The following is an 11293-nucleotide window of genomic DNA, read 5'->3' on the forward strand; positions in this document are numbered from 1 at the left end:
AGACTGTGCCCTTGAGACGAACAAGGGAGGGGCCAATGGCGGCTCTTGCGAGAATTTCCGCGGTCTGCGTCCTGGTTCTGGCCGGCCTGGCGCCGGCCGGGGCGACAGAGGTCCAATCCAGGAAGCTCGAGCTGATCCGCGAGCTGCTGGAGACCAGCCAGACCGAGAGCCTGCTGGAGGAGGTCCTGCCGGACGTCCTGCAGCAGCAGCGGGCGGTGCTCAGCGAGGTGCTGCCGGACGTCCCCGACGAGGTCTGGGACCTGGCCCTCAAGGAAGCCGAGGCGGCCTTTCGGGAATCCATCGACGCCTTCCTGGAGCAGACGATCCCGATCTACGACGCCTACCTGACGGAGGCGGAGGTCGCCGCGCTGCTGGAGTTCTACCGCACGCCGGAGGGGCGCAGCGTAGTCCAGAAGCTGCCGCTGCTCACCCAGGAAGCCATGGGCGCCAGCCACCAGTGGGGGCTGGCCGTGGGCGAGGAGGTCCGCCGCCGGATCGTGGGCCGCCTGAAGGCCGCGGGCTACCGGATCTAGGCGGCCCGGAAAAGGGCCTGGGAAGGGGCCGGGGAGGGCCAGGAGAGCCGCGGAAATCCGTCCGTTTTTCCTTGATTCTTGGGGGCTCAGGGGGTATCACCCGCCCACTTTCAATCTCACACGCGGGCATTGCGGCCTTCGGGGAGAAATCCCGACAGTCGCTCCGGTGTCTGAAACCCTCGGTTTTCCGCCATTTTTGCGGTAATCCAGGGGCCAGATGACAGGCCCGCGGTGGACCAACCGGAGAAGATCTTATGGCGCTCCCGAGCCCCTCGATGCGTCAGCTCCTCGAAGCTGGCGTTCACTTTGGACATACCACCCGTCGCTGGAACCCGCGCATGGCCCCGTACATCTTCGGGACCCGCAACGGCGTTCACATCATCGACCTGGAGCAGAGCCTGCCGCTGCTGAACCAGGCCCTGGTGACCGTGCGCGACATCGTCGCCGGCGGCGGCCGCGTGCTCTTCGTCGGCACCAAGCGCCAGGCCAGCGAGAAGGTGGCCGAGGCCGCCAAGCGTTGCGGCCAGTACTACGTCAACCACCGCTGGCTGGGCGGCATGCTCACCAACTGGAAGACCATCTCCAACTCCATCAGGCGCCTGCGCACCGTCGAGGAGCAGCTGGCCGAGGAGAACAGCGGCCTGACCAAGAAGGAGCTGCTGGTTCTGACCCGCGAGCGCGACAAGCTGGAGCGCGCACTGGGCGGCATCAAGGAGATGGGCGGCCTGCCGGACGTGCTCTTCGTCATCGACACCAACAAGGAGCACATCGCCGTCGACGAGGCGCGCAACCTCAACATCCCGGTGATCGGCGTGCTGGACTCCAACTCCAATCCGGATGGCGTGACCTTCCCGGTACCGGGCAACGACGACGCCCTGCGTGCCATCGGCCTCTACTGCGATCTGATCGCCGATGCGGTGCTGGACGGCATCCAGGCCGAGATGACCGCCAGCGGCGGCGACGCCGGCGAGTCGGTCGAAGGTCCGGTCGAGAAGCTGCCGGAAGAGCCGGCGGCCGCGGCTGAGCAGCCGGCCGCCGAGCCGGCCCCGGCCGAGCCGGCTGCCGAGGCGCCCGCTCCGGCGGCCGAAGAAAGCACCCAGCAGGCCTGAGCCGGCGTCAAGCGCAACGGGAGCCGGCCGGCCCAGGTGGGTTGTCCGGGCCGGTTTCCCCAAACGGCAAAGAAACCTCTGTAGAACCTTCCCGGGGGATGACCCTCAGGGGGTTCGAGACATGAAAGAAAAAGGGTTCCGTGATGGCTGAAATCACAGCGGCACTGGTCAAAGAACTGCGCGAGTCCTCCGGTGCGGGGATGATGGATTGCAAGAAGGCGCTGACCGAGACGGGCGGCGATCTGGAGGCCGCGGTCGACTGGCTGCGCAAGAAGGGTCTGGCCGCCGCGGCCAAGAAGGCCGGCCGCGTGGCCGCCGAGGGTCTGGTCGGCGTCGCCGCCGAAGGCACCTCCGGTGCCGTGGTCGAGGTCAACTCCGAGACCGACTTCGTGGCCCGCAACGACTCCTTCCAGGACTTCGTGCGCAACGTCGCGGAGGTCGCCCTGGCCGAAGGCGGCGACCTGGACAAGATCCAGGCCGCGACCTATCCGGGCGCCGGCCACAGCGTCGCCGACGAACTCACCAGCATGATCGCCAAGATCGGTGAGAACATGGCGCTGCGCCGCACCGCCGGCATCTCCGTCGACGAGGGTGTGGTCTGCTCCTACATTCACAACCAGACCGCGCCGGGCCTGGGCAAGATCGGCGTGCTGGTGGGCCTCGCCTCCAGCGGCGACAAGGCGAAGCTGGAGGCCCTGGGCAGGCAGCTGGCCATGCACGTGGCCGCCGCCCAGCCGCAGGCCGTGGATCGCGACGGCGTCGACGCCTCGGCGCTGGACCGCGAGCGCGACGTGCTGAGCGAGCAGGCGCGGGCCAGCGGCAAGCCCGAGGAGATCATCGCCAAGATGGTCGAGGGGCGCCTGCGCAAGTTCTACGAGGAGGTCTGCCTCCTGGAGCAGGTCTTCGTCATCGACGGCGAGAACAAGGTCAGCAAGGTGCTGGAGGCCGCCGCCAAGGACGTCGGCGCGCCGGTTTCCATCGCCGGCTTCGTGCGCTTCCAGCTCGGCGAGGGCGTGGAGCGCGAGGAGCAGGACTTCGCCGCGGAGGTCGCCGCCACCCTGGGCGGCTGAGCCGCAAAGCCTCGACGCCGCCGCGAAATCGCCATTTTTGCCTGGCACAGAAGGGGCTTGCGCCCCCTGGGCCGTGTCAAATGGCGGTGGCTCGCGGCGGCGGGATCGGCCCGCTGGCGTGAATCGGCCCGCCGCATTACCATGTGCGCTCTTTGGCCGGCCGGCGCCTTAACCGGCGGTTTCCCCCGCCGGCTCGCAGTTGCACCCTGTCCTCCTCTTGCCAGACAACAAAGGGGCTCATGTCAGAATCGCAGACCCGGGTCGATAGCCCCCCCAAGTACAAGCGCGTTCTTCTGAAAATCTCGGGCGAGGCCCTGATGGGCGGGCGCGAATACGGGCTGGACGCCGATATGGTGGCCCAGATCGCCGCCGATGTCGCCAAGGTCCGCGACCTCGGCGTGGAGGTCTGCCTGGTGGTGGGCGGCGGCAACATCTTCCGTGGCGTCTCCGGCGCCGCACGGGGCATGGAGCGGGCCTCGGCCGACTACATGGGTATGCTGGCCACGGTGATTAACGCCCTGGCCCTGCAGAACGCCCTGGAGAACGCCGGCGTCAAGACCCGCGTGCTCTCGGCCATCCCCATGGCCACCGTGGCGGAGCCCTATATCCGCCGGCGCGCCGTGCGCCACATGGAGAAGGGGCGGGTGGTCATCTTCGCCGCCGGCACCGGCAATCCCTTCTTCACCACCGACACCGCGGCGGCGCTCAGGGCCTCGGAGATGGGCTGCGACGTGCTGCTGAAAGGCACCAAGGTCGACGGCGTCTACGATGCCGACCCGGCCAAGAATCCGGACGCCACGCGTTACGACACCTTGAGCTACATGCGGGTGCTGACGGAGGACCTGGGGGTCATGGACCATGCCGCCATCTCCCTTGCCCGCGAAAACGCTATCCCTATCCTTGTGTTCTCAATATACAGGCCGGGGGCTTTCGCTGAGGTCCTGTCCGGCAAGGGCTGTTTTACACTGGTGAGAAACGAGGAATGACCCGTGGCAGATCCTGATCTAAGCGACATCAAGCGCCGCATGGACGGCGCCATCGACGCACTGCACAAGGAATTTGCGGGCCTGCGCACCGGCCGCGCCTCGGCGGGCCTGCTGGAGCCCATCCACGTTGACGCCTACGGCGCCTCCATGCCGTTGAATCAGGTCGGCTCGATCAGCGTGCCGGAGCCGCGCATGGTCACCGTGCAGGTCTGGGACCGCGGCATGGTCGGCGCGGTGGAAAAGGCGATCCGCGAGTCCGGCCTGGGCCTCAACCCGGCCACCGACGGCCAGCTGATCCGGGTGCCGATCCCTGCGCTCTCCGAGGAGCGCCGCGTCGAGCTGACCAAGATCGCCGGCAAGTACGCCGAGCAGGCGCGGGTGGCGGTCCGCAACGTGCGCCGCGACGGCATGGAAATGCTCAAGAAGATGGAAAAGGACCACGAGATCTCGAAGGACGAGCATCATCTCTGGTCCGAGGAGATCCAGAGCCTGACCGACCGCCACATCAAGGGCATCGACGATGCGCTGGCGCATAAGGAAGAGGAAATCCTCCAGGTTTAGGGTCGCGCGGCGGCCCCTTCAGTCCCGATCGACGAAGGCCCATTGACCAAGGTTATGGACGACGCACGCCTCACTCCGAACCAGGCCTCACCGCGCCATGTTGCGATCATCATGGACGGCAACGGGCGCTGGGCCAACGCGCGCGGCCTGCCGCGCACCCTGGGACACCGTCAGGGCGCGGAGGCGGTGCGCCGCTGCGTCGCCGGGGCCCTGGAGCTGCAGATCCCATTCATCACGCTCTTTGGCTTCTCCTCGGAGAACTGGCGCCGCTCGACGCGCGAGGTCGAGGATCTCATGAGCCTGCTGCGCCGCTACCTGCAGAGCGAGATCGCGGAGTTCCACAAGAACGGCATCCGCCTGCGCGTCATCGGCGACCGCGAGCGGCTGCCCCAGGACATCGTGCGCCTCATCGCCGACGCGGAGCAGCGCACCGCGGAGAACCAGGCCCTCGACCTGGTCATTGCCATCAGCTACGGCGGGCGCCAGGAGATCGCCGCCACGGCCCGCCGCCTGGCCGAAGCCGTGGCCGCCGGCGAGCTGGATCCGGAGGACATCGATGAGGACAGCTTCGCCGCCGGCCTGCTGACGGCGGGCATTCCCGATCCGGACCTGGTCATCCGCACCTCCGGCGAACAGCGGCTCAGCAACTTCCTGCTCTGGCAGTCGGCCTACAGCGAGCTGTTCTTCGTCGACAAGCTGTGGCCCGACTTCGACAAGAGCGACCTGGAAGCCGCCGTGGCGGAATTCCGGCGGCGTGAGCGGCGTTACGGCGCGGCTGCAGAATCCCTCTAGGACCTTCCTTGCTGGTCACGCGGATCATCTCTGCGCTCGTTCTGGCGCCGCTGGTGTTGCTGGCCATCTGGTTCGGCAGCTGGTGGTTCGCGGGCCTGGTGGTGCTCGCCGCCGGCCTCATGGGCTGGGAACTGGTGCGGATGTGCAACGGGGGGAAGCTCGGCTGGCCGGGGGTGGTGGTGATCGCGGGGCTCGTGATCGCGGCAGCGCTGTTCAGCTTAGGCCACACGATCGCTGCTCTGTCTGCCGCTGTCGCCGCTGCGTTGATCGGCGCGGGCGGGGTGTCGGCAAGAGCCAAGCGGGGCGATCCCCGTCTCTTCATTCTCTTGGGAACGCCTTACATCGGCATCGCCTGCCTGGCTTTTCTGTGGCTGCGCAGCGTGCCCGAACACGGGCGGGACCTGGTGTTCTGGCTCCTCGCCGTGGTCTGGGCGACGGATATCGGCGCCTATTTCGCCGGGCGCGGCATCGGCGGACCGAAGCTGGCCCCGAAAATCAGCCCCAACAAGACCTGGGCGGGCCTGATCGGCGGCGCGCTCGCCGCCGGGCTGGTCGGCGCCCTGGCCGCCGGCTTCCTGGGGGGCGACGCCATGCTGCTGGTGGTCGGCGGTATGATCCTTGCGATTATTGCTCAAGGGGGGGACCTTCTGGAATCCTGGTGTAAGCGGCATTTCGGCGTGAAGGATTCCAGTCACATAATTCCGGGACATGGTGGTATTCTGGATCGTGTGGACGGGCTCCTGGCGGTTTTCCCGGTCGCATTCGTGTATTTCTGGGCAGTGGGAGCTCACTTCTGAATGTCATTGGCGTCAACATCGCCCAAGAGCGCCAACCAACCGCGGCGCCTCTCAATCCTCGGCTCCACCGGCTCGATCGGTTGCAGCACGTTGGACCTTGTCGAGCGCAATCCCGACGCCTTCACCATTGAGGCCCTGACCGCGAACCGCTCGGTGGCGCGTCTGGCCATGCAGGCCAAGCGTTTCGGCGCCCGCCTGGCCGTGGTCGCCGACGACAGCGCCTATGCGGACCTGAAGGAGGCGCTCTCCGGCAGCGGCATCGAGGTGGCGGCGGGGGCCGAAGCCGTGGCCGAGGCGGCGGCGCGGCCGACCGACTGGGTGATGTCCGCCATCGTCGGCGCCGCCGGCCTGGCGCCGACCCTCTCGGCGATCCGCCAGGGCACCGTGGTGGGCCTCGCCAACAAGGAAACCCTGGTCTGCGCCGGCAGCCTGATGACCGCCGAAGTGCGGCGTTGCGGCGCCCAGCTGCTGCCGGTGGATTCGGAGCACAACGCGATTTTCCAGGTCCTCGACCTGGATCAGCCGCAGAGCGTCGACAAGCTGATCCTGACCGCTTCCGGCGGGCCGTTCCGCAGCTTCAGCCGGGCCGATATGGCGGCGGTGACGCCGGCCCAGGCGGTCGCCCATCCCAACTGGGACATGGGTGCCAAGATCTCCGTCGACTCGGCGACCATGATGAACAAGGGCCTGGAGCTGATCGAGGCGCATTTCCTCTTCGACATGCCCGAGACGCGCATCGACATCCTGGTGCATCCGGAATCGGTCATCCACTCGATGGTCTCCTATGTCGACGGCTCTGTCCTGGCCCAGCTCGGCCAGCCGGACATGCGCACCCCCATCGCCTATGCCCTGGCTTGGCCGGAGCGCATGGCGACGCCGGTCGAGCGCCTCGACCTGGCCGCCATCGGCCGGTTGACCTTCGAGCCGCCGGACGAGACCCGCTTTCCCTGCCTGCGCCTGGCGCGCGCCGCGCTCAAGGCCGGGGGCACCGCGCCGGTGACCCTCAACGCGGCCAATGAAGAGGCCGTGGCGGCTTTTCTGGCCGGCCGGCTCGGCTTCCTGGAAATCCCGGAGGTGGTCGAGCGGGCCCTGGAGGCCCATCCGGCTGTCGAGCTGACCTGCCTGGAAGAAGTCGAGGCGGTCGACAGCCGGGCCCGGCAGACCGCCAAAGCGCTGCTTGAAGCCCGGGCGACAGGCGCCTAAGTGCTCCTTAAGACTTGGCCTAAATCCTTTCTTTGGTAACTATTTTGCGGTATCTAGCTGGGTCGCCCGCGGGTTGCCGCGGGGATCAGGGACCGGCGTCGTCCCGGGGTGGTGCCCCGGGTCAACCAGAACGAAGCGGGCTACCGCTCTTTCCTCACAACAATTAGTAGGACAGCGCTGTAAGTCATGGATTTTTCTGGTGGTCTCTACGGCTTCGGTATCCCGTTCCTCGTCATCCTCACCGCTCTCGTCTTCGTTCACGAGCTGGGCCATTACCTGATCGCCCGCTGGAACGGCGTACGAGTGGAGGTTTTCTCCATCGGCTTCGGCCCGGAGCTGTTCGGCTGGGATGACAAAGCGGGCACCCGATGGAAGTTCAGCCTCATCCCGCTCGGCGGTTACGTGAAGATGTTCGGCGACGCCAACGCCGCAAGCATGCCCGGCGACGGTAGTGAGCAAATGAGCGCCGCCGAGCGCGCGGTGGCCTTTCCGCACAAGCGCCTGGGGCAACGCGCCGCCATCGTCGCGGCGGGACCGATTGCCAACTTCCTCTTTGCCATCGTCGTTCTGGCCGCGTTGTTCATGTTCTACGGCCAACCCTTCACGCCGGCGGTGGTGGGCGAGGTGGTCGGGGACTCCGCGGCGGATGCCGCCGGATTCCAGGTCGGTGACAGGGTGGTCGCCGTCGACGGCACCACGGTTGCCAGATTCGAGGAATTGCAACGTATTGTTGCGCTTCGGCCCGGTGAAGAACTGGAAATCACCGTGGAGCGCGGCGGCCGCGAGGTCGACCTGCTGGCGACCCCGGACCGGGTCGAGCGGCCCAACGGTCTGGGTGAAACCCAGGTGGTGGGTCTGTTGGGCCTGCGCGGCGGCGCCCCGGAATACACCCGTCACGGCCCGCTGAGCGCGGTGTGGCAGGCGACGCGCGAGACGGTCTCCATCGTCGACCAGACCATGACGGCCCTGGGCCAGATCATTCGCGGCGCCCGCGGGACCGAAGAACTGGGCGGCCCGATCCGGATCGCTCAGATGTCGGGTCAGGCGGCGCAGCTGGGACTGCTGACGATGGTCCACTTCGCCGCGATGCTTTCCATCAACCTGGGTCTGATCAATCTCTTTCCGGTGCCCATGCTCGACGGCGGGCATTTGTTGTTCTACGCGATCGAGGCAGTGCGGGGGCGGCCTCTGGGCGAAAGGGCACAAGAATACGGTTTCCGGATCGGTCTGGCTCTGGTATTGACGTTAATGGTCTTCGTGACCTGGAACGATCTGCTTCGGATCGACAGTTTAGTGAATTTCGTCAAAGGCCTGGGCACATAAACGCACCAGTGCCACGGGGGAAGGACAAGGGACGTGTGTCGCGGACGGTTGCTCGTCGTCGTCTTGGCGTATCTGCTGTCCAGTGCAGCGTGGTTGGGGGTTCCTGATACGGGTTTTGCTCAGTCGATTCTGTCCGGCGGACGAATCGAGGCAATCCGGATTGAAGGCACGCAGCGCATTGAGGCGGCGACTGTACGCTCCTACATGCGAGTCAATCCGGGCGATCCTTTCGACCCGGTGCGCCTGGACGACTCGCTGAAGAATCTCTTTTCCACCGGTCTGTTCGCCGACGTGCGCCTGGAGCGCGAGGGCAACACCCTGATCGTCGTGGTCAGCGAGAACCCCATCGTCAACCGCATCGCTTTCGAGGGCAATCAGCGGATCGACGACGACACTCTGGCCCAGGAAATCGAACTGAGGCCCCGCGTCGTCTTCACCCGTACCAAGGTGCAGTCGGATACCGATCGCATTCTCGAGATCTACCGCCGCTCCGGCCGCTTTGCGGCGACCGTCGAGCCGAAGGTCATCCAGCTGGAACAAAACCGCGTCGATCTTGCTTTTGAGATCGACGAAGGCCCGCTGACCTCGATCCGCGCAATCAACTTCATCGGCAACCGCGAGTTTTCCGATTCGACCCTGCGCGATGAGGTGACCACCTCGGAGGAGTCGTTCTGGAACTTCTTCTCCACCTCCGATACCTACGATCCGGACCGTCTCACCTTCGACCGCGAACTGCTGCGGCGCTTCTATCTGAATGAAGGCTATGCGGATTTCCGCGTTGTCTCCGTCATCGCCGAGCTGACGCCGGATCAGCAGGACTTCATCATCACCTTCACGGTGGAAGAGGGGCCGCGCTATCGCTTCGGCCGGATCGGCCTGGAGACGGGCCTGCGCAATCTCGACCCGGAGACCCTGCGCAGCGAAGTCACTACGGAAGAGGGCGACTGGTACGACGCCGGCGAGGTCGACAAGACCATCGAAGTTCTGACCGACGCCGTCGGCGACCTCGGCTACGCCTTCGTCGACATCCGCCCGCGCGTGCAGCGCGACCGCGAGAACCTGACGATCGATATCCTCTATGACATTCAGGAAGGCCCGAAGGTCTTCGTCGAACGCATCGATATCGAGGGCAATTCCCGCACGCTGGACCGGGTGATCCGCCGCGAGTTCCGCCTCGTGGAGGGTGACGCCTTCAACACCTCGAAGCTGCGCCGCTCGCGCCAGCGGGTGCAGAACCTCGGTTTCTTCAAGACGGTCACGGTCGAGAACGAACCGGGCAGCGCGCCGGACCGGACGGTTGTCAAGGTCGCGGTGGAGGAACAGTCGACGGGTGACGTCACCTTCGGCGCCGGCTTCTCCTCGTCCGACGGCCCGATCGGCAACATCGGTATCCGCGAACGCAACCTGCTGGGCCGCGGCCAGGATCTGCGCCTCGGCTTTACCTTGGCGGGCGAGGCGACCGAACTCGATTTCAGCTTTACCGAGCCTTATTTCCTGGACCGCAATCTCGCGGCCGGTATCGACCTTTATCGCACCACGGACGACCGGACGGACGAGAGCGGCTACGAGGAGGAGCGCCTTGGCGGCTCCGTGCGTGCCGGCTTCAATATTACGGACGAGATCCGCGACGTCGTACGCTACACGCTGGAAAATCGCGACATCACTGACGTCGACAACAGTGCTTCACTGCTGGTCCGCTCCGAAAGAGGCGCCACCTTGCGCTCGGGCATCAGCAACGAGCTGACCTACGACACGCGCGATTCGCGCTTCGATCCGCGTGAAGGCGTCATCAGCAGTCTGCGTACGGAGTTCTTCGGCCTGGGCGGCGACGCAAGCTTCGTGCGCGCCTCGGCGACGGCGGGCTACTATTATACCGTCTTTGAGGACTACACACTGAGCGTCCGGGGCACGGGCGGCACGATCGTCGGCGTCGGCGAGGATACCCGCATCTCCGACCGCTTCTTCAAGGGCGGCGGTTCCCCGCGCGGCTTCGAATACGGCGGCATTGGCCCGCGCGACGGCAGAACCAATGACGCACTGGGCGGCAAGAACTTCTACACCGGTACGGTGGAGGCTTCCTTCCCGCTGAATCTGCCCTTCGATCTGGATATCCGCGGCCGTGTCTTTACCGACGTGGGCGCAGCCTGGGATATCGACGACAACAGCATTCCGGTAAATCTTCAGGACTCCAGCGATCCGCGCGTCACCGTCGGTACGGGCATCTCCTGGAACTCTCCCTTTGGCCCGGTTGTCGTGGACCTGGGTATCGCTGTGATCAAAGAGGATTTCGACGAGACCGAGCTCTTAAGCTTCAGCTTCGGAACGCAGTTTTAGGACATATGTCGAGGCTTCGCCGCAGGTCGCTGTACCTTGCCGGAACGCTCATGCTGTTGTCGGCGCTCTTCACTGCGGCCTCTTCTCCGGTAGCTTGGGCCCAGATCGAGCGGGCTCCGCTGATCGGCATCATCGACATCCAGGCCGTGCTTCGGGAATCCGAGGCCGTGCATGCCCTCTCACGAAAAATCGAGGCCCGGCGTGAAGCTGCCCAGGCCGGTATGCAGGATCGTGAAGAGGCACTGAGGGCGGCCGACCTGGACCTGGCCCAGCGGCGCAGCGCCCTGTCGGTCGAGCAGTACGCCGAGGAACGCGGCAAGCTGGAGGACGAGGGCATCGCCCTGCAGCGCGAGGCGCAGGAGCAGCGCCGCCAGTTGGATCAGATATTCAGCCGCGGCATGAGCCAGGTGCAGCAGGTCCTGGTCCAGATATCCCAGGACATTGCCCGAGAGAACAACCTTGACCTCGTGCTGGCCAAGACCACAGTTATCCTAGTCCGCTCGGAGTTCGACTTCACCGAGGAGGCCCTGCAGCGGCTCAACGCCCGCCTCGCCGACGTGACTCTGCCGGATGTACCGAATTAAA

11 protein-coding genes are annotated in these 11293 nt (G+C 65.9%); all 11 read left to right on the top strand.

Features of this window, described 5'->3' with window-relative positions; translation table 11 throughout:
* Positions 1–35: 35 nt before the first annotated feature.
* The 11 genes from H7X47_RS20260 (at position 36) to H7X47_RS20310 (ending at position 11292) form a co-directional block, all read left to right on the top strand.
* Positions 36–533, top strand: coding sequence for a DUF2059 domain-containing protein (locus H7X47_RS20260; protein ID WP_193370564.1), 498 nt, complete (start codon positions 36–38; stop codon positions 531–533).
* Between the two features lie 254 nt (positions 534–787).
* On the top strand, positions 788–1642 hold the full coding sequence (rpsB, locus tag H7X47_RS20265; protein ID WP_193370565.1) for a 30S ribosomal protein S2: 855 nt from the start codon (positions 788–790) through the stop codon (positions 1640–1642).
* 143 nt (positions 1643–1785) lie between these two features.
* Positions 1786–2712 (top strand): translation elongation factor Ts, encoded by a 927-nt coding sequence (gene tsf, locus H7X47_RS20270; protein ID WP_193370566.1) that lies wholly within the window; start codon positions 1786–1788, stop codon positions 2710–2712.
* A gap of 239 nt (positions 2713–2951) precedes the next feature.
* Positions 2952–3698, top strand: a complete 747-nt coding sequence (pyrH, locus tag H7X47_RS20275; RefSeq protein WP_193370567.1) for a UMP kinase — start codon at positions 2952–2954, stop codon at positions 3696–3698.
* A gap of 39 nt (positions 3699–3737) precedes the next feature.
* Positions 3738–4259 (top strand): ribosome recycling factor, encoded by a 522-nt coding sequence (gene frr, locus H7X47_RS20280; RefSeq protein ID WP_227010671.1) that lies wholly within the window; start codon positions 3738–3740, stop codon positions 4257–4259.
* A 54-nt stretch (positions 4260–4313) separates the two neighbouring features.
* Positions 4314–5051 (top strand): isoprenyl transferase, encoded by a 738-nt coding sequence (locus tag H7X47_RS20285; RefSeq protein ID WP_193370721.1) that lies wholly within the window; start codon positions 4314–4316, stop codon positions 5049–5051.
* An 8-nt stretch (positions 5052–5059) separates the two neighbouring features.
* Positions 5060–5848 (top strand): phosphatidate cytidylyltransferase, encoded by a 789-nt coding sequence (locus H7X47_RS20290; RefSeq protein WP_193370569.1) that lies wholly within the window; start codon positions 5060–5062, stop codon positions 5846–5848.
* Positions 5849–7051, top strand: coding sequence for a 1-deoxy-D-xylulose-5-phosphate reductoisomerase (locus H7X47_RS20295; RefSeq protein WP_193370570.1), 1203 nt, complete (start codon positions 5849–5851; stop codon positions 7049–7051).
* Positions 7052–7237: 186 nt separating this feature from the next.
* On the top strand, positions 7238–8374 hold the full coding sequence (gene rseP, locus H7X47_RS20300) for an RIP metalloprotease RseP (protein ID WP_193370571.1): 1137 nt from the start codon (positions 7238–7240) through the stop codon (positions 8372–8374).
* Between the two features lie 33 nt (positions 8375–8407).
* A complete protein-coding gene (gene bamA, locus H7X47_RS20305; RefSeq protein WP_193370572.1) occupies positions 8408–10708 on the top strand; it encodes an outer membrane protein assembly factor BamA in 2301 nt (766 codons plus the stop codon).
* A gap of 50 nt (positions 10709–10758) precedes the next feature.
* Entirely contained in the window at positions 10759–11292 is a 534-nt protein-coding gene (locus tag H7X47_RS20310; protein ID WP_193370573.1) for an OmpH/Skp family outer membrane protein, read from the top strand.
* The last annotated feature ends 1 nt before the right edge of the window (position 11293 follow it).

Origin of the sequence: Pelagibius marinus (genome assembly GCF_014925385.1) — a bacterium.
In the GTDB taxonomy this organism is placed as follows: Bacteria; Pseudomonadota; Alphaproteobacteria; order Kiloniellales; family Kiloniellaceae; genus Pelagibius; species Pelagibius marinus.

Bases quoted from the DNA above. Each gene is read 5' to 3' on its own strand.
- H7X47_RS20260 (WP_193370564.1), top strand. From the start codon at position 36: ATGGCGGCTCTTGCGAGAATTTCCGCGGTCTGCGTCCTGGTTCTGGCC.
- H7X47_RS20295 (WP_193370570.1), top strand. From the start codon at position 5,849: ATGTCATTGGCGTCAACATCGCCCAAGAGCGCCAACCAACCGCGGCGC.
- frr (WP_227010671.1), top strand. From the start codon at position 3,738: ATGGACGGCGCCATCGACGCACTGCACAAGGAATTTGCGGGCCTGCGC.
- rseP (WP_193370571.1), top strand. From the start codon at position 7,238: ATGGATTTTTCTGGTGGTCTCTACGGCTTCGGTATCCCGTTCCTCGTC.
- H7X47_RS20285 (WP_193370721.1), top strand. From the start codon at position 4,314: ATGGACGACGCACGCCTCACTCCGAACCAGGCCTCACCGCGCCATGTT.
- pyrH (WP_193370567.1), top strand. From the start codon at position 2,952: ATGTCAGAATCGCAGACCCGGGTCGATAGCCCCCCCAAGTACAAGCGC.
- H7X47_RS20310 (WP_193370573.1), top strand. From the start codon at position 10,759: ATGCTGTTGTCGGCGCTCTTCACTGCGGCCTCTTCTCCGGTAGCTTGG.
- rpsB (WP_193370565.1), top strand. From the start codon at position 788: ATGGCGCTCCCGAGCCCCTCGATGCGTCAGCTCCTCGAAGCTGGCGTT.
- tsf (WP_193370566.1), top strand. From the start codon at position 1,786: ATGGCTGAAATCACAGCGGCACTGGTCAAAGAACTGCGCGAGTCCTCC.